Below are 20413 nucleotides of genomic sequence, written 5' to 3'. Positions count from 1 at the left end.
CGCCGTCAGATCCAGCCGTGCTCGGCCGCGATGCGGGCCGCCTCGTGCCGGTTGGCGGCGCCGAGCTTGGCGATGGCGGCCGCGAGGTAGTTGCGGACGGTCCCGCGCGACAGCGACACCCGCTGGGCGATCTCGTCGACGGGCGCACCGTCGCGCGCGAGCGCCAGCACGTCGGTCTCGCGCGGGGTGAGCGGCGAGTCGCCGGCGCCGATCGCCTCGGCGGCGAGATCCGGGTCGACGTACCGGCCGCCTGCGGCGACCTTCCGTACGACGTCGGCGAGCACCTGCGCCGACACGGTCTTGGGCAGGAAGGCACGTGCGCCCGCGGCGAGCGCCGACTTCAGGTATCCGGGCCGGCCGTGCGACGTGACGATGATGCAGCGGCACTCGGGCAGCTCGGTCGCGAGCCGGCGGGTCACCTCGATCCCGTCCGGCTCGGGCATCTGGAGGTCGAGCAGGGCGACGTCGGGCCGCACGCGCAGCGCCGTGGCCACGGCCTCCTGGCCGGACGCCGCCTGCCCGACCACCTCGAGGTCGTCCTGGAGGTCGAGCAGCCCGGCGACGGCGTCGCGGATGAGGTGCTCGTCGTCGGCGACGAGGATGCGGGTCATGTCAGGCCTCTCTGGGCGGCGGGACTGGACAGCGGGATCTGGGCGTCGAGCAGGAACCAGTCTCCGTCGCGGCGGGTGGTGACCCGGCCGCCGACGGACCGGAGGCGGTCGGCCATGGCCCGCAGCCCGGTACCCCCGCCGTCACCGCCTGCGGCGTCGGTGCCGGGATGACTCGCGCCGTCGTTCGCGAGGGTGAGCTGCACCTGCCCGTCCTCGGTCGTCGTGGCGAGCGTGACCTGGGTGGCCGACGAGTGCCGCAGCACGTTCGTCACGCCCTCGCGCACGACCCAGGCGAGGGCCTCGGCGTACTCCTGCGGCACGGGCGAGCCGGTCACGGTGCAGCGGATGCCGGCCGAGGCGAGCAGCGATCGTGCGCCGGCCACCTCACCGTCCCAGGTCACGCGGGTCTCGCCGCGCACGACGCGGCGCACCTCGTTCCCGGCCTCGTCCGCGAGCTGCCGGACGGCGGCGATCTGCTCGGCCGCGCGCTCGCCGCCGCCCCGGCGGACGAGCTCGGCGGCGAACTCGCTCTTGACGGCGATCGTGGTGAGCGTGCGCCCGAACACGTCGTGCAGGTCGCGGGAGATGCGCAGGCGCTCGTTCGCGAGCGCGAGCGCGGCGCGGTCCTCGTGCGCCCGCTGGAGGTCGCGCAGCACCCGCAGCACCCACGTGCTGCTCCACGAGCTCCACAGGCACAGGGTGACCAGCCCCACGCCCACCGCGACGCCCAGCGGGCTGCCGGCGGCGGCCAGCGGGGCGGCGACGAGCACGATCGCACCGTTGAGGTAGAGCGTGGGCCGCGCGTCGAGCACCGGCACGACGGCCGCGGCCGCCGAACCGACGGCGGCCGCGGAGGTGAGCCGCATCTCCGGCACGGGCCCGGTCAGCGAGACCACCACGAGCCCGGCCAGGCCGACCAGCCACGCGACGACGACGCCCCGGGCCACCGCTCGCGGACGCTCCACCAGCACGTCGAGCGCCCAGCGGGTGACCAGGAAGTTCCCGGCGGTGACGACGCAGGTCAGCGCGGCCGCCGCCACGAACCACCCGAGGTGCCCCGAGACCGCCGTCCGGCCGCTCGGGAAGGCGGCGCCGAAGAGCGAGATCGCCGGTGTCACGGCCACCCCGTAGGTGGACCAGCGCACGTAGGCCTCGAACCGGCGCGTGCTGACCGTCGAGCCCGCGCCCGCGAACCGTCGCTCCCCCATGCGCCACATTCTGCCTGCTGTCCTGGCCACCGGGAGCGGAGCCAGGGAGGTGGCCGGCCGCGGGTCAGTTCCCGACACCGTCGAGCAGCCAGTGGTAGCGCATGCGCAGCGCCCGTTCGGTGCTGGCGGCCGCCGCGGCCAGCGTCAGGCCGATGTTGAGCCATGCCGGCAGCACGACGGGCGACGTGAACGTGCCGAACCGCTCGGCCACGGGTGGCAGCCTGAAGAGCACCTCGGCGAGCTGCGGCACCAGCAGGAGCACGGAGACGACCAGCACCAGGACGGACACGGCGCTGACCAGCCGGCCGATCCCGGGGTTCTCGCGATCGAGGCGGGCGCGACGCCCCTCCGCCGACGCCGGGTCCGGCACGAGCTGGTACTCGGACCCGTCGTCGGCCACGTAGTGGCACCGCCGGAGCCCGAAGGCCGTCTTGACCACCTCGATGGTCCCGCCCTCGACGGGGAACGCCGCGGGGAGCTTCGACGTGGCCTGCTGCCGGCCGTCCACGTAGAGGTGCGCCCGGCCCTCGCCGTCGTCCCCCTGCAGGTGACGCACCTCGACGGCGTAGGTCACCTGTCCGCCGTCCGGGCGGGCCAGCGTCAGGTAGAGCAGCGACCTGCTCAGGTGCTGCCACCAGCGGAAGGACTGGAGCGGACGGCCGTCCCCCGGCCTGACCCGTCGTGCGGCGCGCCGCATCGTCCAGCTCGCGCCGCGCCCGTCGGACGTACCGTCCTCGCTCATGTCGTCCTCCTGCCTCGTGTGCTGTCGTGGTGTGCTGTCGTGGTGTGCTGTCGGCCCGGGCGGGTCAGGAGGCCCGGCAGGACGTGTCGCGGGCGGGCATCTCGCCGTCGACGAGGTAGCTCGTGCCGATGTTCAGTGCGCACGCGTTACCGCCGAGCACGTAGACACCGTGACCGCTGCCGTCGACCGTCACCAGTCGAGAACGGTCGGCGAACTTCTCGCGCAGGCGCTGACCGCCCGCGAGCGGGGTGACCGGATCGCGCCGGTTCTGCAGGATCAGCACGTTGCGAGGACCCTCGTCGTCGATCGCCACCGGCGGTCCGGCCGGCTCGGGCCAGTAGGAGCACGGCAGGATGTTCGCCGACGCTGCGCCGAACAGCGGGAACCTCGTGCGGTCCTCGGCGACCGCCTTCCGGTAGGTGTCGACGTTCTCGTCCCACTCGACGTCGTTGCAGGTGGTGGCCAGGAACACCGACAGCGCGTTGGAGACCGGCGACACCTCGCCGTCCACCGCGGTGCCGGTGCCGGTGCCGGTGCCGGTGCCGGTGCCGGACAGCGTGCCCAGGCTCGACAGGACGCCGTCGAGGTCGGTCGTGTCCAGCAGGTTCCGGACGGCGGTGCCGTCACCCTTCTGGAGCCACTGCCAGGTCTGCGCCGTCCGACCGTAGGTGCGCTCGCTGTACAGCCCGCCGAAGACCACCTGGCGGAACAGCGCGCCGTCGACCCCGCCGACCGGGCTCTCGTCCAGCCGCTCGGCGGTCTCGAAGTACGTCGCGCGCACCTGCGCCGGCGTGCGGCCCAGGCCGTAGGCGGCGTGCCGCTCGGCCGCCCACCTCGCGAAGTCCGGGAACGTCTGCTCCATGCCCAGCGCGAACCGGCGCAGCCCCTCCCGGTCGAGGTGCGTGTCACCGACGTTGCTGTCGAGCACCACCCGGTCGGCGGTCTCGGGGAACATCGACGCGTACGCCGCGCCGAGCGCCGTCCCGTACGAGTAGCCCAGGAAGCTGGCCTTCTCCTCACCGAGTGCCGCCCGGATGCTGTCCAGGTCGCGGGCCATGTTCGCCGTCGACACGTGGTGGAGCCCGCCGTTCTCGTTCGTGCGGGCGCACTGCGCGGCGGCCTCCTCGACGATCTTCGCGCGCTCGAGCACCGCGGCGTCGTCCGGCGCGTACGGCGGGATGTTGCCGTTGTAGCCGCCGGCGACGGGGAACTCGCAGTCCACCCGCGTCGAGTGACCGACGCCGCGGGTGTCCATGCCGATCAGGTCGTAGGCGCTCAGCACACTGTCAGGTATGCCCTGGGACGCCAGCAGCGTGGGCTGCGTGAGCCCCGAGCCGCCCGGGCCGCCGGGGTTGAGCAGCAGGATGCCGCGCCGCTCGGCGGGGTGGGTGCTCGCCAGCCGCGAGATCTCGAGGTCGATCTGCTGCCCGTCGGGGTCGGAGTAGTCCAGCGGCACGGACACGGTCGCGCAGCTCAGCACGTACGGCAGAGCCTCCGCCGCGACCTCTGCGGGGCACTCGCCCCACTCGGCCGGTGCGGGAGCTGCCTGTGCGGCGCCGGCCTCGGCGTCGCCCCGCACGGCGGCTGCGGCGGGCCCGGCCAGCGCTCCGGCCAGGCCCAGCACGGCGAGCAGGGCCACGGCGCGGCGTCGCGCACGCCGCGGTCGGGCGGCAGGGGCGCCGAGGCGCGGTGTGTCGGACGGGTTCGGGTACGGAGGACTGAGCTCGTCTCGGTTCATGTACCCAGCCTCCGCCGGCGCACTCGCGCCCGGCAGTGCCACGAATCACCAGCCCACCCGCCATTCGCACGGGCCGGACCATGACGGATGTCATGCCCGGGGACAGGACCGGGGACGACGAAGCGCCGCGCCCCCGAGGGGGCACGGCGCTTCGTGGAAGGGTGGAGCTGCCGGGAATCGAACCCGGGTCCGGTATCGGTTTTCGAGGACTTCTCCGGGCGCAGTCTGCTGTGGATTTTCTCGGCCCCCGTGCTCGCGCAGACACGTTCACGGACAGGCCCAGTCACCTGAGAGTCCCCGCAGCCCCGATGACGAGGGCTACGAGCAGTGGCTTCCTAGATGACGCGGGTGACCGGAGCGGAAGCAGACTCCGGGCCCACGGACTTCGGGCTCGCTCAGGCGGCGAGGGCGAAGTCGTTGCGCGAGTTATCGGCAACTATTGGTTTACAGGCATCGTTAACGAGATAAGCCTGCATCCTCGGCCCGCTTCTCCTCGAAGCACGACCACCGTCGAAACCGATCAGCCCCTATGGTGTTTTCAACCAGCCCCGGTCGGGCCCTTCGCCCGTCCGGAGTCATCCCAGTCTAGGGGATCAACACCCTGACCGGGAACGTTATTTCCGGCTCAGCCCTCCGGCTCAGCTCTGCTGGAATCGGCTGAGCCTGCGGTTCCGCTCCGGGCGCGTGCCTCGTTCCTCGGCCCGCACCCTGCGCTGCACCTCCGGCTCAGCCGAGCATCTCCTTGTGCCGCATGGCCCGCCGTGCCTCGCGCATGTCCTGCTGCTCGCGCAGCGTCTGGCGCTTGTCGTACTCCTTCTTGCCGCGGGCCAGCGCGATCTCGACCTTGGCCCGGCCGTCCAGGAAGTACAGGCGGAGCGGCACGAGGGTGTGGCCCTTCTCGCGCGACTTCGACTCCAGCCGCGCGATCTCCTCGCGGTGCAGCAGCATCTTGCGCCGACGCCGCGGCGCGTGGTTGTTCCACGTGCCCTGGAAGTACGCGGGGATGTGCACGTTCTCGAGCCACGCCTCGCCACGATCGATGGTGGCGTAACCGTCGGTGAGCGACGCACGCCCCATCCGCAGCGCCTTGACCTCGGTGCCCGAGAGCACCAGGCCGGCCTCGAAGACGTCCTCGATCACGTAGTCATGACGGGCCTTCTTGTTGTTCGCCACGATCTTGCGCGGATCGTCCACGTTCTTCTTGGCCATGGTCTCCCTCCGGGGTCAGTGCTGGTCCGGCCTGCCCCGTGCAGGCAGCGCGACGTCCCATTTTACGCGCCGGACCTGGACGGACCAGGCTTTAACCGCCCCGTTCGCTCAGAGCCAGGTCATCGGGTCCACGGTCGAGCCGTTCACGTACAGCTCGAAGTGCAGGTGGCAGGCCGTGGACGTGCCCGTGGTCCCCGAGTAGCCGATCACCTGACCCCGCGAGACGTGCTGTCCGGACGAGACGGCGAACGAGGTGAGGTGGTTCGAGCTGGACATGACGCTCGTGCCGCTGGAGGTGTAGCCGTGGTCGATCAGCACCTGGTTGCCGAGTCCCGCCAGGGTGCGCGCGTACAGCACGGTGCCGTCGGCGGCCGCCAGGATCGGTGTGCCGCAGTACGCCCGGAAGTCCGTGCCGGCGTGCAGGCGGGAGTAGTTCAGCACCGGGTGGAACCGCATGCCGTAGGAGGACGTGATGTACGGGTTCGCCGTCGGATAGCTGAGGAACGACAGGGTACCGCCACCGGACGACCCGCCCGAGGACCCTCCGGACGACCCGCCCGAGGATCCGCCCGAGGTGTCGCCGGACGACGACTCCTCGGCCGCTGCCGCCTCCCGCTCCGCCCGTTCCCGGGCCAGCCGCTCGTCACGCTCCCTCTGGTCGGCGATGATGCCCTTGAGATCGGACTCGATGGAGCTCAGCTCCTGCTCGGTGTCGCGCATGTTCGCCAGCGCGACGTCCTTGCGGCGCTCGATGCGCGCCTTGAGCCGCTCCTGCTCCGCGATGAGGCGCTCGATCTCCGCCTTGCGCTCCACCGCGGCCTGCTTGGCCTGCTCCTTGGACCGCACGTTCTCGTCGGCCAGGCGCTTGAGCTCCGTGACGGCCTCGCGGATCGCCGTCAACCGGGCCTGCAGGTTCCGCGCGGTGGCCTCGGCGTCCTGCAGCTCGGCCAGGGTGCGCGCCCGGATCCGGGCCGCCGACGACGAGACCGAGTACCCGTCGATGAACTCCTCGGTGCTCTCGGCCCCGGTCACCAGCCCGATCGTCGACCCGGTGCCCGCGCCGCGCAGCTCCTCGCGCGCCATCTGCGCGATGTCCTCGCGCGCGCCGTCCACCTTCCCCGACCCGTCCTGGAGCTGGCGGCTGACCGTCGCCTCCTCCACCTGGGCGTCCGCGAGCCGCTGCGCCAGGATCGCCGCCTCGCGCTCGGCACGCTCCAGCTCCGCCTCGGCGACGGCCAGCTCGGCCTCCGCCACGGGCAGGCGTCCCTCGACCTGGTTGAGCTCCAGGACGGCGTCGGCGAGCTGGGTGTCGGTGTGCTCCAGCTCGGACTCCAGGCTCTCGCGCTCCTGCTCCTTCGCCGCCTGCTCGCGCTCGGCGGCGGCCCGGCGGTCGTCGAGGTCGTCGGCGTGGACGGCGGCCGAGCCGCCCACGAGCAGCAGCACGGCGAGCGCCGCGGCCAGGGGGCCGCGCGCCCGGGACAGGGGGTTTCGGAGCGCAGTCATCAGATCCTCGTGTACCGGTTCAGGGTGAAGAAGGACGAGAGAGCAGCCAGGGCGACGGCGATGACCACGAGCAGGGGCGCGACCTGGAGCACGTCGACCTCCGACACGTAGGCCACCCAGTCGACCGACCGTTCGAGCCAGTCGGTGACCATGAAGCGCACCGCCACCCAGAGCCCGGCGCCCGCGAGCAGCGACCCGAGCACGGCCGCCAGCGCGCCCTCCAGCAGGAAGGGGAGCTGGATGAACAGGTTGGACGCACCCACCAGGCGCATGATCTCGGTCTCCTTGCGGCGGGAGACCGCGCTCAGGCGGATGGTCGTGGTGATCAGCAGCACCGCCGCCAGGAGCATGACGCCGGCCAGTCCCGCCGCGAGCAGGGTGGCCACGTTCAGGGTGCGGAAGAGCGGCTCGAAGACGGCCCGCTGGTCCTCGACGATCTCGACGCCGTCCCGCCCGGACAGCACGTCGCTCACGACGGCCACCTGCTCGGCATCGGTCAGCTTGAGGCGGAGCGAGGCCTGCATGTCCTCGACGGTGAGCTGCGTGCCCTGGTAGCCGTCCGGGTACCGCTGCTCGAACGCGTCGAACGCCTGCTGCTTCGACTCGAACCAGACCCGGCTGACCTGGCCCGACAGCTCGGTGTCGATGACCTGGCGCAGCGCGTCGACCTGCTGGTCGGTGGCCTCGCCGCCGGCGCACGACGGCGCGGCCGACTTGCCCTGGGGGCACAGGAAGACCGACACCTCGACCCGGTCGTACCAGTCGTCCTTGAGCTTGCCGATCTGGGCCTGGAGCAGGGCGCCCGCACCCACGAACGTCAGGGACACGAAGGTGACGAGCACGACGGCCACGACCATCGTGGTGTTCCGGCGCAGCCCCGAGAAGACCTCGCCGAGCACGAACTGGAAGCGCACGTCAGGACCCCCGGACCGTCTGGACCGGCAGGCGGGTCCCGTTGCCCGGGGCGTCCAGCACGGGCGACGCCCCGACGTCGGGCAGGATCGCCTCGCGCTCGCCGTAGCCGCCACGTGCCTCGTCGCGGACGACGACGCCGTCGGACAGCTCGACCACGCGGCGCCGCATCTCGTTGACTATCTCGTCGTCGTGCGTGGCCATGACCACCGTGGTGCCGGTGCGGTTGATGCGGTCCAGCAGGCGCATGATGCCCAGCGAGGTGGTGGGGTCGAGGTTGCCCGTGGGCTCGTCGGCCAGGAGGATCTGCGGCCGGTTCACGATGGCGCGCGCGATGGCGGCGCGCTGCTGCTCACCACCCGACAGCTCGGTGGGCATCCGCTTCTCCTTGCCCGCCAGGCCGACCATGTCCAGCACCTCGGGCACGGTGTCCCGGATGACGTGCCGGGGCTTGCCGATCACCTGCAGGGCGAACGCCACGTTCTCGTGGACCGTCTTGTTCTGCAGCAGCCGGAAGTCCTGGAACACCACGCCGAGCTGGCGACGCAGCGTCGGCACCCGCCAGCCCGAGAGGTTGGCGACGTCGCGCCCCGCCACGTAGACGCGGCCGCGGGTGGGCCGCTGCTCGCGCAGCACCAGCGACAGGAAGGTGGACTTGCCCGAGCCCGAGGCCCCCACGAGGAAGACGAACTCGCCACGCTCGACGTCCACGGAGACCTGGTCGAGGGCAGGCCGTGCGCCGCGCGCGTAGACCTTCGACACGTTCTCGAACCTGATCACGAGCCCGACACTAAGTGGGGTGCCCCGTGGCGTGTCGGGGAGACACGCCGACGAAGGTCACCCGGTCACGGGCTCCGCCTCGCCATATCAGAGCAAACCCATGTGTAACCGGCATTTCGCCGGGACCGCCCCCGTGCCGGACCCCGCCGGATGGGGTCTGATGGGGGAACCGGCCCCCGGCAACAGGAGCGTGAGCTGATGCGTGCTGTCGTGTTCGAGAAGTTCCAGACCTTCCCCACCCTGCGCGAGGTGGACCGGCCGAGCCCGGGCCCGGGCGAGGTGCTGCTGAAGATCGCCGGCTCCGGTGCCTGCCACTCCGACGTGGCGCTGTACAAGGAGTTCGCCGAGGGCCAGCCGGGGTCGTTCGCGCCGCCGTTCGTGCTGGGGCACGAGGCCTCCGGCTGGATCGAGGAGCTGGGACCGGGCGTCACCGGGCTCAGCGAGGGCGACGCCTACCTCGTGTACGGGCCCAACGGCTGCGGGCACTGCAAGGCCTGCTCGCGAGGACAGGACACCTACTGCGAGAACGCCGCGACCATGCCGTGGGCGGCCACGGGCATCGGGCGGGACGGCGGCATGGCGGAGTACATGGTGACGCCGGCCCGCAACCTGGTGCCGCTGGGCGACGCCGACCCCGTGGCCGCCGCTCCCCTGGCCGACGCGGGTCTCACGCCGTACCACGCGATCAAGCTGTCCCTGCCCAGGCTCGCGGGCGGCGGGAAGTTCGCGCTGGTGGTCGGGCTCGGTGGGCTCGGGCAGATCGCGGTGCAGATCCTCACCGCGCTCACCGGCGCCACCGTGATCGCCACGGACATGAAGCAGGACGCCATGGACCGCGCGGCGGCCGCCGGCGCCGTCACGGTGCCCGGCGGGCCGGACCAGGTCGCGGCGATCCGCGAGATCACGGGCGGCCGCGGCGTGGACGCGGCGTTCGACCTGGTGGGCGCGGCACCGACGATCAAGACCGCCCAGGAGTGCCTGGCCCAGCAGGGCCGGCTCACCGTGGTCGGGATCGCCGGGGGCGTCACCGAGTGGAGCTTCTTCACCAACCCCTACGAGGCCGAGATCACGAACACCTACTGGGGCACGGTCGAGGAGCTCTACGAGGTGGTGGCGATGTACCGCGCGGGGCAGATCGTGCCCGACGTGGAGCGCTACAGTCTCGACCAGTTCGACGAGGCGTACCGCAAGCTCGAGTCGGGACAGCTCTCCGGGCGTGCCGTCGTCGTGCCGCACGCCTGACCGGCGCGGGCGGCGCGCCGTCGTGCCGCCCGCCTCGGGCTCAGCTGCCCGAGCCGCCCCGGCGCCAGCGGATGCCGGCCTCGATGAAGTCGTCGATGGCGCCGTCGAACACGGCCTGCGGGTTGCCCGACTCGTGCTCGGTGCGCAGGTCCTTGACCATCTGGTACGGCTGCAGCACGTAGGACCGCATCTGGTCGCCCCAGCTGGCCTTGATGTCGCCGGCCATCTCCTTCTTCTTCGCGGCCTCCTCCGCCTTGCGGAGCAGCAGCAGGCGCGACTGGAGCACGCGGTAGGCGGCGGCGCGGTTCTGGATCTGCGACTTCTCGTTCTGCATCGCGACCACGACGCCGGTCGGGATGTGCGTCATGCGCACCGCGGAGTCGGTCGTGTTGACCGACTGGCCACCCGGGCCCGAGGAGCGGTAGACGTCGATCTTGAGCTCCGACTCGGGGATGTCGATGTGGTCGGTCTGCTCGATGAGCGGGATCACCTCGACCGCGGCGAAGGACGTCTGCCGCCGGCCCTGGTTGTCGAACGGCGAGATGCGCACCAGGCGGTGCGTGCCCGCCTCGACCGACAGGTTGCCGAAGGCGTAGGGCACGTTGACCTCGAAGGTCGCGGACTTGAGGCCCGCCTCCTCCGCGTACGACGTGTCGCCGACCTTGGTCGGGTAGCCGTGCCGCTCGGCCCAGCGCAGGTACATGCGCATGAGCATCTCCGCGAAGTCGGCGGCGTCGACGCCGCCCGCACCCGCGCGGATGGTCACGACGGCCTCGCGGGCGTCGTACTCCCCGTTCAGCAGGGTGCGGACCTCGAGGGCGGCGAGGTCCTTGCGGATCTTGGCGACCTCCTCCTCGGCCTCGGCGAGCGAGTCCGCGTCGTCCATCTCCTGGCCCAGCTCGACGAGCGTCTCGACGTCGTCGATGCGGGCCGCGAGCTTCTCGACACGGCTCAGCTCGGCCTGGGCGGCCGAGAGCGCGGAGGTGACCTTCTGGCCCTCCTCCGGGTCGTCCCACAGGTTGGGCGCCGACGCCTGCTCCGACAGCTCGGCGATCTTGGCCTCGAGCGCGGTGGGGTCGCTCACGGCCTCGATGGACTCGAGGGTCGTGCGGAGCGCCTTGATCTCTGCGGGGAAGTCGTTGGTTGCCACGATGTTCAAGGTTACCCGCGCATCGCGGTGCCCGACGCCGGAACGCTCGCGGGCGACGCCGCAGGCCGGACGCGAGCGACGCCGCAGGCCGGACGCGGGCGTCCGCCGCAGGCCCGGCGGCGGGATCAACCCTGGCGAGGCTCCGGAAGCTCGCGGCCGAACATCTGGGCGGTCGCGCGGGCGCTCGGGGTGCCGGCGTCGAGGTCGGCGCCGTGGTCGACCAGCGCCTGGACCACCTCCCCGGCCCCCTTGAAGACGGCACCCGCCAGCGGCGACTGGTTGCGGCCGTTCAGCCGGTTCACGTCAGCACCGCGCTCGGCGAGGCCCGCCGTGAGGCCCGCGTGGCCGTGGTACGCGGCGAGCATCAGCAGGGTGTTGCCCGCTTCGTCGGCCAGGTCCGCCGGCAGCCCCGCGTCCACCAGATCCAGCAGCACGTCGGCGCCCTGGCGGGCGAGGTCGAAGATCTGCTCCGGCTCCAGGCGCGTGCCGCCTCCGTCACCCGTGCTCTGCTGGTCGGCGCTCTCGCTCATGCCCCCAACCTAAGCGCTCCGGGCAGCTCCGGCAGCCAGGCCCGGCCGGGCCGCTGGACAGGTCGCCCTCGACGTCACCAGGCCCTGGCCGTCGCCGCGGCGGTGAGCGCGACACCTCCGCCGTACTCGTCCGTGAACCAGCGCAGCAACGGCGGCCGCGACACCCCCTCGAGGACCACACGGGCCGACCGGCCGTCCGGTGACGACGCCTCGGCCACCACCACGGGTACCCCCGGCGGGTGCTCGGCGAGGTAGTGCTCGACGGCGGCGCGCACCCCGGCGTCGGACAGCGTGAGCAGGGCGCCCTCGGCGGGAGCACCGAGGCCCGCGTAGAAGGAGTCCGGTGAGATCGCGTCCGCGGCGTCGGCCGCGGCCAGGTCCGCGACGTCGTACAGCGCCTTGCGGTCCAGGTGCACGGCGCCCGCCGAGGCGACGACGGCGACCAGCATCAGCGCGAACGCGACGAACGCCGAGGTCAGGAGCATGATCCGCCCGCTCTCCCGCGCCTGCTGGGTGCTCTCCCGACCCCTTGACCTCATGGGCATCAGTCTGGTGCGGCCGGCCGGCGTCCGCCCGGCCTGGGCCCGCGACCTGTGGACAAACTTCTTCGAAAACGTTTAGCGAAATCTCTTGACACCGCCCCCGGGTCTTCGAAATCCTTTTCGACGCATGACGAGCCAACGATGGCACGTCACGAGAGAGAGGATCGATGATGACCCGAACTCGCACCTCACAGCGCTCCAGGCGCTCCCTCCGCACCATCTCGTTCGGCACCCTGGCCGCTGTGCTCCTCACGTCCGCGGTCTCGGCCGGGGTGGCGGCCACCTCGGCCCAGGCCGCCGGCAGCACGCTGCAGGCGGCGTCCGCGGAGTCCGGCCGGTACTTCGGCACCGCCATCGCCGCGGGCAAGCTCTCCGACACGCAGTACACGACCATCGCGAACCGTGAGTTCAACATGGTCACGGCCGAGAACGAGATGAAGATCGACGCGACCGAGCCGAACCAGAACCAGTTCACCTTCACCAACGGTGACCGGATCGTGAGCTGGGCACGGAGCAACGGCAAGCAGGTCCGCGGCCACACCCTGGCCTGGCACTCGCAGCAGCCGGGCTGGATGCAGAACATGAGCGGTTCGGCCCTGCGGTCGGCGATGCTCAACCACGTCACGCAGGTCGCGACGCACTACCGCGGCCAGATCCACTCCTGGGACGTGGTGAACGAGGCGTTCGCCGACGGCTCGTCGGGCGCCCGGCGCGACTCGAACCTGCAGCGCACCGGCAACGACTGGATCGAGGCCGCGTTCCGCGCGGCCCGGGCCGCCGACCCGAACGCGAAGCTCTGCTACAACGACTACAACACGGACAACTGGAGCCACGCCAAGACCCAGGCCGTGTACAACATGGTCCGCGACTTCAAGTCCCGCGGGGTGCCGATCGACTGCGTGGGCTTCCAGGCCCACTTCAACAGCGGCAACCCGGTGCCGAGCAACTACCACACCACCCTCGGCAACTTCGCGGCCCTGGGGGTCGACGTCCAGATCACCGAGCTCGACATCGCCGGCTCCGGCACCTCGCAGGCCGAGCAGTACCGCGGCATCGTGCAGGCCTGCCTCGCCGTGTCCCGCTGCACCGGCATCAGCGTGTGGGGCGTGCGGGACTCCGACTCGTGGCGGGCCGGCGACACCCCGCTGCTGTTCGACGGCAACGGCAACAAGAAGCTCGCGTACAACTACACGCTCGACGCCCTGAACGCGGGCGGCACCGGCAACCCCCAGCCCGGTGACGGGTGCACCGTGACCGTGACCCGCGCCGAGGAGTGGTCCGACCGGTTCAACGTGTCGCTCGCGGTCTCGGGCAGCTCGACCTGGCGCGTGTCCATCCGGCTGCAGGGTGCGCAGACCCTGCAGAACTCCTGGAACGCCACAGTCTCCGGCACCAGCGGGACGTTGACCGCCACACCGAACGGCGCCGGGAACTCGTTCGGCATCACGCTCTACAAGAACGGCACCACCACCCTGCCGACGGCGACCTGCTCGACCACCTGATCGTCGGTCCATCCCGTCGGACGCCCGTCCTTCCGCAGGTCGCGGGAGGGCGGGCGTCCCGCACGACCGGTCACGGGCGCACGCTCGTGTAGGCGTCCACCGTCGCGGCACGGGCGGCCTCGACCGGGACCGCCAGCGGCAACCAGGGGCTCAGCAGCTCGGGCACCAGCGGCAACGGCACCTCGACGCGCACCACGGCACCCACCGTGCCGCCCGGCGTCAGACAGGGCTGGTCCGAGCACTCCAGGGTCAGCGCGCCGGCGTCGCGCGGGAAACCCTGGTCGGCCAGCGCGATGCCCGCGGCGATGTCCGCACGAGCTGTGCCCGCTGCCGACGACTCGGCGGTGACCATCGCGCGCACCGCCTCCCGCGCGGCACCCTCGGCGGCGAAGGCACCGGCCTGCACGCGACCGAGCGCCATCACGAGATAGACCAGCGGGACCAGCAGGATCAGCGTGACGCCGAGGAACTCGACCATCGCGGAGCCGCTCTCGTCCGCGTGGTCCCGGAGGCGCCTCGCCCACGGCCCCGGGTGCGCCGGCCGGCCCGTCACTGCTCCTCCAGCGCATGGCCGCGCACCGTCAGCACGCCGCCCGGGCCGAGCAGGCCGACGACCGGCAGCGGGGCGCGCACGGTCACCTCCGTCACCGCGACCCCGCCCGACGTCGTACGTCCGGCCGTCACGTCACGGGCGTACGCACCGGTCAGCGTGTCGGCAAGGAGGGCACGGGTCCGCGCGGCACCGTCCGCCAGGCCCCGGTCCGCCCGGGCGGCCACCCGCGCTCCCTCGGCGGCCGCGTCGATCGCGAGGGAACGGACGTGCACGGCGAGCGCCACCTGCACGACCCCGAGGAAGATCGCCAGGACCAGGACGGACACGAGGACGAACTCGGCCGCCGCGGAGCCCGCCTCCGAGCGGAGCTGACGCTGCGGCCGGCTCATCCCTGGCCGGTGACGCTGCTGATCGCCTGCCGGAACGCGTTCTCCAGGAGCGGTCCGGCGACGGCCCAGAGCGCGACCACGAGGCCAGCGGTCATCAACGTGACCAGCACCCAGCCCGGCACGTCCCCCCGTTCGTGCTCGTTCCGGTCGTGCTCGTTCTCGTCGTGCTCGTGCTCGTCGTGCTCGGTGGCGTGGCGCATGGCGCGTCCTTTCGTCGGCCGACCCGTCCCCGGGTCGGGTCAGAGCCCGATCCGCAGGGTGGCCAGGCTGGGGAACACTGCGAAGACGACGGTCACGGGCAGGCACAGGAAGACGACCGGGACCATCATCAAGATCTCCTTGCGGCCGCCCGCCTCCAGGAGTGCACGGCGTCCGGCTTCGCGGACGTCGCCTGCCTGGGCACGGAGGACCGCGGCGAGCGGCGTGCCGCGCTCCAGGGCCACGACGATGCCCTCGGCGAACCGCGTGAGCGGCGGCAGTCCCGTCCGGTCAGCGAGCGCGGTGAGCGCCGCCGACACGGCCGCACCCGCACGCACCTCGGCGACCAGGCGCCGGATCTCGGCGGCGAGCTCGCCGCGGGCGGTGGACGCGACACGTTCCAGCGCGGCGTGCGGGCTCTCCCCCGCTGCCACGGCCAGGGCCAGGAGCTCGGCGACGGTCGGCAGCTCGGCGAGGAGCCGCTCCTCGCGCCGGCGGACCCGGACCGTGAGCGCCTGGTCGCAGGCCACGTACCCGCAGGCACCGGCGACGACGACGAGGGCGACCAGGGGAACGACGGCGGCACCGCGTGTCGCGGCGAGCAGGAGCGCGAGGCCGAGCCCCGCGGCGAGTCCCGTCACGGTCCAGACCACCTGCCGCGCCCGGAAGTGGTCGACGGTCTCGGCGGACCCGGCCCGGTCGAGCCTGCGCCGGAGCTCGTGCCGGGGCGAGCCGAACCGTTCGAGGCGCGCGCCGACGTCGTGCAGGCCGAGCAGACGGACCACCGCCGAGGTGCGGCCGGACTCGCGCAGGAGCGTCGAGGTGGCGTCCCGCGGGCGCAGGTAGGGGGCGAGCCGCTCGTCGAGCGTGACGGCTCGGGCCCGCAGCCGGGCGAGGACGATCAGCAGACCGAGTCCGACGCCGAGGCCCGCGAGCGCACCGGCGGCCCAGCCGGTCACCGCAGCACCCGGCGCTCGGCGGGCAGGCGGCCGATCCGCAGCATCACCCGGTAGGCGACCAGGGCGCACAGCCCGCCGGTGACCAGCACCGCGATGCCGGCGGGCGAGTCGAAGGCGGCCGCCGTCCCGGGCCGGGTGGACAGGAGCGCGAGCACCACCCAGGGTCCGGCGACGGCGATCCGCGCGCCGTTGACGGTCCAGCTCTGCCGGGCCTCCAGCTCGCCGCGCGTGGCAGCGTCCTCGCGGAGGAATCCGCTCAGGGTGCGCAGGAGCCTGCCCAGGTCCTGGCCGCCGACGTCCCGGGTGAGGCGTAGCGCCTCGATGATGCGGTCGGCCACAGGGTCGGCGAGGCGGTCCTTGAGCGCGTCGAGGGCGTCGCCGAACCGGCCGCCGGTCCGGTAGTCGTGGGCGAAGCGGGTGAACGGCTCGCGCAGCTCGGCCGGACCGCGCTGCCCGAGCTGCGCCACGGCCTCGGGCAGCGACAGCCCGGCGCGCACCCCGGACGCGAGATGGTCCACCACCTCGGGCCACACCTCCCGCAGCGCCCGACGGCGCCCGCGGGCGCGGGCCCGCACCAGCACCACGGGCCCGGGTGCCGCGAGCAGCGCGAAGCAGGCCGCGATGGCGGGCGAGCGCGTGACGGCCAGCCCCAGCAGCAGGGTCACGACCCCGAGCACCACGCAGGACCACACGAGCATCGCGGGCGTCACCGACGGGGCGCCGGCCTGGGTGAGCAGGTCGCGGGTGCGCGCCTGCCAGGTGACGCGCCCGGGTGGTCGCGGTGTCGGTGTCCAGAAGGACCACCAGACGCAGAACGCCCCGGCCCCCAGGAACAGGCCCACCACGACGCCCATCAGCGAGCGGCCCAGGGGCCGGCGCCGGTACGCGGGGTGATGCCCGCCCAGGGGCCGGCGGAGGTCCCGATGCCCGCGGCAGCTGCGGGGCCCACGGCAGACACGGGGTTCGCTGCGGCCCGGTCGGCGGAGCCGCCGGCCATGCCGGCAGCGGCGCCGTCACCGGTGGCGACCACCGACGTCGGGGCGGCGACAGCACGACCAGGCCGCGCGCCGGCCAGCCACTCCCCGCCTGTCCGCGGGGTCCGATCGGGGCCGCCGTCCGCGGCGCCCACGCCCGGCCACGACCTGCCCGCCCCGGGACCCCGGCCCGCGAGCAGTGACCGCACGTCGAACCCGGCGCGCTCGAACCGGTCCTCGCCGGGCGGCATCCCGTCGCCGCGCCGCAGCTCGCCCTCCGGCGACCTGTCGAAGAGCCCCGCCATCTCGATGCGCCCTTCCTCGACGCGGCCCGTCACGGCGACGATCTCGCGCACCTGGCGCCGCACCACGCCGTCCGCGGCGCGGCTGAGGCCGAGGTGCACCACGAGGTCGACGGCGGAGGCGACGGTCGGCACCACGAACCGGTCCGACACGTTCTCGCCCGCCAGCAGCGGCAGCGTCGTCATCTTCGCCACCGCCTCGCGCGCCGTGTTGGCGTGCAGCGTGCACATGCCGGGCACACCGCTGTTCAGGGCGATGAGCAGGTCGAACGCCTCCGCCTCGCGGACCTCGCCGATGACCATCCGGTCCGGGCGCATCCGCAGCGCCTCCTTGACCAGGCGTCGCAGGGGCACCTCGCCCGTGCCCTCCAGGCCGGCGGGGCGGGTCTGGAGCGCCACGTGGTCACGGACCGGGAGCCGCAGCTCCCAGACCTCCTCCGCGGAGATCACGCGCTCGGTGCCCGGGATCGACCCCGCCAGAGCGTTCAGCATGGTGGTCTTCCCGGCCTGCGTCTGGCCCGACACGAGCACGTTCAGTCCGGCCCGCACCGCCGCGTCGAGGAAGGCCGCGGCGTGCGCGGTCAGCGACCCGAGCCGCACCATGTCCGCCAGCGAGCGCGCCCGCACGACGTGCTTGCGGATGTTCACCGCCATCTCGCCGCCGGTCATCTCCGGGATCACCACGTGCAGCCGCTCCCCGCCGGGCAGCCGGGCGTCGACGAACGGGCTCGACAGGTCGAGCCGGCGCCCGGACGTCTTGAGCATCCGCTCCACCAGGTCGCGCACCTGCTCGGCGGTCAGGACGGTGCTGGTCAGCTCCGGGACACCACGCCGCGCGACGTACACGTGGGTCGGGGCGTTGAGCCAGATCTCCTCGATCTCCGGGTCGTCGAGGTAGGGCTGCAACGGGCCGAAGCCGCCGACGGCGTCACTCACCACACGGGCCGCGGCCTCCGGGTCCGCCAACGGCGGTACGGCCCCCGCGCTCGCCCGGGTCGCGTAGTCACCCACCGCGTCGGTGACGAGGCTCGACAAGCCCGCCCGGTCACCGATCGGGTCCAACCCCCTGCGCCGCACCAGCTCGCGCACCTCGCTCTCGAGGATGCGCGCCCCCTCTTCGCCCATGGCCGACAACGCTAGAGCCAAATGTTCACCTTCGCAGGGCACCCTGTGGATAACTTTCCCCAGAAGGGGGAGTTATCCACCACATCCACAGACTTGTCCACAAAAACGCAGGTCAGCCGGGTTGTCCGGGATGCCGTAGATGAACGCCGGGTTGATCGGTGGTGGCTATCGTCGTCCCCATGAGCACCCTCCATTCACCGGGCCGATCAGCAGACCGATCGCCGGACCGGGGCCAGGACCGGGGCCGGGACCGCTGGCAGGACACCGCGAGCGCCGCCGGCCTGCTGGCCGACGACGGCGGCGTCGCCGTCACGATCTTCGCCGAGATGTCGGCGCTGGCCGTGCGTACCGGTGCGATCAACCTCGGGCAGGGGTTCCCCGACGTCGACGGCCCCGGGTACGTCAAGGAGGCGGCGATCGCGGCGATCCAGGAGGGCCGCAACCAGTACGCGCCGGGCGACGGCGTGCCCGAGCTGCGCCGGGCGGTGGCCGAGCACCAGAAGCGGCACTACGGGCTCGACGTCGACCCGGACACCGAGGTGCTGGTGACCACCGGCGCCACGGAGGCCCTGACGGCCTCGATCCTCGCGCTCACGCGCGCGGGGGACGACGTGCTGACGCTGGAGCCGTTCTACGACTCGCACGCGGCGGCGATCGGCATGTCGGGTGCCACGCACGTCACCGCGCCGCTGGTCCCCGGGCCGGACGGCTTCCGCCTCGACGTGGACGCGCTGCGGGCCGCGGCGACCCCGAGGCTGCGGATGATCGTGCTGAACTCGCCGCACAACCCGACCGGGGCCGTGCTGACGCGGGACGAGCTGGCCGCCGTCGCCGCCGTGGCCCGGGAGCGGGACGCGATCGTGGTGACCGACGAGGTGTACGAGCACCTCACGTTCGGCGCCGAGCACGTCCCGATGGCCACCCTCCCCGGGATGGCCGGGCGGACCCTGACGATCTCCTCCTCGGGCAAGACGTTCTCGTTCACCGGCTGGAAGATCGGCTGGGTGCACGGGCCGGCCCACCTGATCACCGCGGTGCGGACGGTCAAGCAGTTCCTGACGTACACGTCCGGCGCGCCGTTCCAGCCCGCCGTCGCCCGCGCCCTGGACGACGACGACACCCCGCGCGAGCTGGCCGCCTCCCTCGCCGACCGCCGGGACCTGCTCTGCGCCGGCCTGGAGGCCGCCGGGTTCACCGTCACGCGCCCCGAGGGCACGTACTTCGTCATGGCGGATGCCGCCGGGCTGCTCCCCCGGCTCGGCCTGCGCGACGGCGTGGACCTGTGCCGGCGGCTGCCCGAGCTCGCGGGCGTGGTGGCCATCCCGGCGACGGCGTTCTGCCACGCGGGCTCGCCGACGGCACAGGCCCTGGCGTCCCACGTGAGATTCACCTTCGTCAAGCAGGAAGCGGTCCTCCGTGAGGCCGCGACGCGCCTGGCCGGCCTGTCCCTGCCCGGCGCGTGACCCGGCCGGACCGGGCCAGACCGGGCCGGACGTGGCCCGGCGCCGGCCGGACCAGCCCCGTCAGGCCGTCCCCGTCAGACCCTCCACGTCAGACCGTGCCCACGACCAGTGTCACCGCCACGGCCAGCATGATCAGCGCGATCACGCCGTCCAGCACCCGCCACGCTCCCGGCCTGCGCAGCACGGGCGCGAGCAGGCGGGCGCCGTAGCCGAGCGCCGTGAACCAGGCGACGCTGGACACCATCGCGCCCGCGGTGAACCACCACCGGTCGTCGCCGTACGACGCCGCCACCGACCCCTGCAGCACCACCGTGTCGAGGTACACGTGCGGGTTCAGCCAGGTCAGCGCGAGCGTCGTGAGCACCACCGGCCTGAGGCGCCGGCCGGGGCTGTCCCCCAGGGCGCCGTCCTCGGCGGCGGCGAGCGTCGTGTCGCCCTTGATCGCCCGGCGGGCCGCCAGGGCGCCGTAGCCGAGCACGACGGCGGAGCCCAGCCAGCTCAGCACCACCACGGCGTCGGGCCACCGCTCGACGAGCGGCCCGAACCCGGCTCCCCCGGCGGCGTACAGGACCGCGTCGGAGGCCGCGCAGATCGCCGCCACGACCCCCACGTGCTCGCGGCGCAGCCCCTGGCGCAGCACGAAGGCGTTCTGGGCACCGATGGCGACGATGAGCGAGAGTCCGAACCCGAGTCCGGCGAGCAGGGGAAGCATGCCGACCACGCTAGGCAGGGCCGGCCACTGAAGACCAGTTCATGTTTCTGCAGCAGCCTGAGCAGAACT

Annotated in this window: 21 protein-coding genes and 1 other RNA gene; 3 read left to right on the top strand and 19 right to left on the bottom strand. The window is 72.9% G+C overall.

What is annotated here, in order from left to right; all coding sequences use genetic code 11:
- Positions 1-5: 5 nt before the first annotated feature.
- From ACIBBF_RS20075 to ftsE, 9 genes are all read right to left on the bottom strand, one after another.
- On the bottom strand, positions 6-611 hold the full coding sequence (locus tag ACIBBF_RS20075) for a DNA-binding response regulator (protein WP_397416809.1): 606 nt from the start codon (positions 609-611) through the stop codon (positions 6-8).
- Positions 608-1819, bottom strand: a complete 1212-nt coding sequence (locus tag ACIBBF_RS20070) for a sensor histidine kinase (RefSeq protein WP_397416807.1) — start codon at positions 1817-1819, stop codon at positions 608-610. The genes ACIBBF_RS20075 and ACIBBF_RS20070 overlap by 4 nt, the downstream gene beginning before the upstream one ends.
- A 64-nt stretch (positions 1820-1883) precedes the next feature.
- On the bottom strand, positions 1884-2561 hold the full coding sequence (locus tag ACIBBF_RS20065; protein WP_397416805.1) for a hypothetical protein: 678 nt from the start codon (positions 2559-2561) through the stop codon (positions 1884-1886).
- A gap of 64 nt (positions 2562-2625) precedes the next feature.
- Positions 2626-4299, bottom strand: a complete 1674-nt coding sequence (locus ACIBBF_RS20060) for an alpha/beta hydrolase (RefSeq protein ID WP_397416803.1) — start codon at positions 4297-4299, stop codon at positions 2626-2628.
- A 159-nt stretch (positions 4300-4458) separates the two neighbouring features.
- Positions 4459-4827: a transfer-messenger RNA gene (gene ssrA / locus ACIBBF_RS20055) on the bottom strand.
- A gap of 198 nt (positions 4828-5025) precedes the next feature.
- A complete protein-coding gene (smpB, locus tag ACIBBF_RS20050; protein ID WP_119138723.1) occupies positions 5026-5508 on the bottom strand; it encodes an SsrA-binding protein SmpB in 483 nt (160 codons plus the stop codon).
- Between the two features lie 108 nt (positions 5509-5616).
- A complete protein-coding gene (locus tag ACIBBF_RS20045; protein ID WP_397416800.1) occupies positions 5617-7011 on the bottom strand; it encodes a peptidoglycan DD-metalloendopeptidase family protein in 1395 nt (464 codons plus the stop codon).
- Entirely contained in the window at positions 7011-7925 is a 915-nt protein-coding gene (gene ftsX, locus ACIBBF_RS20040) for a permease-like cell division protein FtsX (protein WP_397416798.1), read from the bottom strand. Before ftsX ends, ACIBBF_RS20045 begins: the two co-directional genes overlap by 1 nt.
- A 1-nt stretch (position 7926) precedes the next feature.
- The gene (gene ftsE / locus ACIBBF_RS20035) at positions 7927-8703 is read right to left on the bottom strand and encodes a cell division ATP-binding protein FtsE (protein WP_397416796.1); all 777 of its coding nucleotides are present in this window, start codon (positions 8701-8703) and stop codon (positions 7927-7929) included.
- A 198-nt stretch (positions 8704-8901) separates the two neighbouring features.
- On the opposite strand from ftsE, the gene ACIBBF_RS20030 reads away from it, so the two are divergent.
- Positions 8902-9945 (top strand): NAD(P)-dependent alcohol dehydrogenase, encoded by a 1044-nt coding sequence (locus ACIBBF_RS20030; RefSeq protein WP_397416794.1) that lies wholly within the window; start codon positions 8902-8904, stop codon positions 9943-9945.
- Positions 9946-9985: 40 nt separating this feature from the next.
- On the opposite strand, the gene prfB is transcribed toward ACIBBF_RS20030, so the two are convergent.
- From prfB to ACIBBF_RS20015, 3 genes are all read right to left on the bottom strand, one after another.
- Complete coding sequence (gene prfB, locus ACIBBF_RS20025) at positions 9986-11095, bottom strand: peptide chain release factor 2 (protein WP_397416791.1); 1110 nt, start codon at positions 11093-11095, stop codon at positions 9986-9988.
- Positions 11096-11220: 125 nt separating this feature from the next.
- Positions 11221-11625, bottom strand: a complete 405-nt coding sequence (locus ACIBBF_RS20020; protein WP_397416789.1) for an ankyrin repeat domain-containing protein — start codon at positions 11623-11625, stop codon at positions 11221-11223.
- A 74-nt stretch (positions 11626-11699) separates the two neighbouring features.
- Positions 11700-12164, bottom strand: a complete 465-nt coding sequence (locus ACIBBF_RS20015) for a hypothetical protein (RefSeq protein ID WP_397416787.1) — start codon at positions 12162-12164, stop codon at positions 11700-11702.
- A 170-nt stretch (positions 12165-12334) separates the two neighbouring features.
- Here ACIBBF_RS20015 and ACIBBF_RS20010 point away from each other — a divergent pair, with 170 nt between their 5' ends.
- Positions 12335-13669 (top strand): endo-1,4-beta-xylanase, encoded by a 1335-nt coding sequence (locus ACIBBF_RS20010; protein ID WP_397416785.1) that lies wholly within the window; start codon positions 12335-12337, stop codon positions 13667-13669.
- A gap of 70 nt (positions 13670-13739) precedes the next feature.
- Here the strand turns inward: ACIBBF_RS20010 and ACIBBF_RS20005 are convergent, their stop codons facing one another.
- Genes ACIBBF_RS20005 through ACIBBF_RS19980 form a run of 6 tightly spaced genes read right to left on the bottom strand, consistent with a single transcriptional unit; the run spans position 13740 to position 18169 of the window.
- Entirely contained in the window at positions 13740-14222 is a 483-nt protein-coding gene (locus tag ACIBBF_RS20005) for a pilus assembly protein (RefSeq protein ID WP_397416783.1), read from the bottom strand.
- A complete protein-coding gene (locus ACIBBF_RS20000; RefSeq protein ID WP_397416780.1) occupies positions 14219-14611 on the bottom strand; it encodes a TadE family protein in 393 nt (130 codons plus the stop codon). Before ACIBBF_RS20000 ends, ACIBBF_RS20005 begins: the two co-directional genes overlap by 4 nt.
- Positions 14608-14811 (bottom strand): hypothetical protein, encoded by a 204-nt coding sequence (locus tag ACIBBF_RS19995; RefSeq protein WP_397416777.1) that lies wholly within the window; start codon positions 14809-14811, stop codon positions 14608-14610. The genes ACIBBF_RS20000 and ACIBBF_RS19995 overlap by 4 nt, the downstream gene beginning before the upstream one ends.
- A 39-nt stretch (positions 14812-14850) precedes the next feature.
- On the bottom strand, positions 14851-15768 hold the full coding sequence (locus ACIBBF_RS19990; protein ID WP_397416774.1) for a type II secretion system F family protein: 918 nt from the start codon (positions 15766-15768) through the stop codon (positions 14851-14853).
- Positions 15765-16622, bottom strand: a complete 858-nt coding sequence (locus tag ACIBBF_RS19985) for a type II secretion system F family protein (RefSeq protein WP_397416771.1) — start codon at positions 16620-16622, stop codon at positions 15765-15767. The genes ACIBBF_RS19990 and ACIBBF_RS19985 overlap by 4 nt, the downstream gene beginning before the upstream one ends.
- Positions 16622-18169: a CpaF family protein gene (locus ACIBBF_RS19980; RefSeq protein WP_397416768.1), complete on the bottom strand. Its 1548-nt coding sequence runs from the start codon at positions 18167-18169 to the stop codon at positions 16622-16624. Before ACIBBF_RS19980 ends, ACIBBF_RS19985 begins: the two co-directional genes overlap by 1 nt.
- Before the next feature lie 179 nt (positions 18170-18348).
- Between ACIBBF_RS19980 and ACIBBF_RS19975 the strand changes: the two genes are divergently transcribed.
- Entirely contained in the window at positions 18349-19632 is a 1284-nt protein-coding gene (locus ACIBBF_RS19975) for an aminotransferase class I/II-fold pyridoxal phosphate-dependent enzyme (RefSeq protein WP_397416765.1), read from the top strand.
- An 88-nt stretch (positions 19633-19720) separates the two neighbouring features.
- On the opposite strand, the gene ACIBBF_RS19970 is transcribed toward ACIBBF_RS19975, so the two are convergent.
- Positions 19721-20344, bottom strand: coding sequence for a LysE/ArgO family amino acid transporter (locus ACIBBF_RS19970; RefSeq protein WP_397416763.1), 624 nt, complete (start codon positions 20342-20344; stop codon positions 19721-19723).
- Between the last annotated feature and the right edge of the window lie 69 nt (positions 20345-20413).

It is taken from the genome of Promicromonospora sp. NPDC050880, from assembly GCF_044456525.1.
Taxonomy (GTDB): domain Bacteria; phylum Actinomycetota; class Actinomycetes; order Actinomycetales; family Cellulomonadaceae; genus Promicromonospora.
The sequence above is the reverse complement of the archived record's forward strand: the minus strand, read 5'-3'. Positions and strand labels throughout refer to the sequence as shown.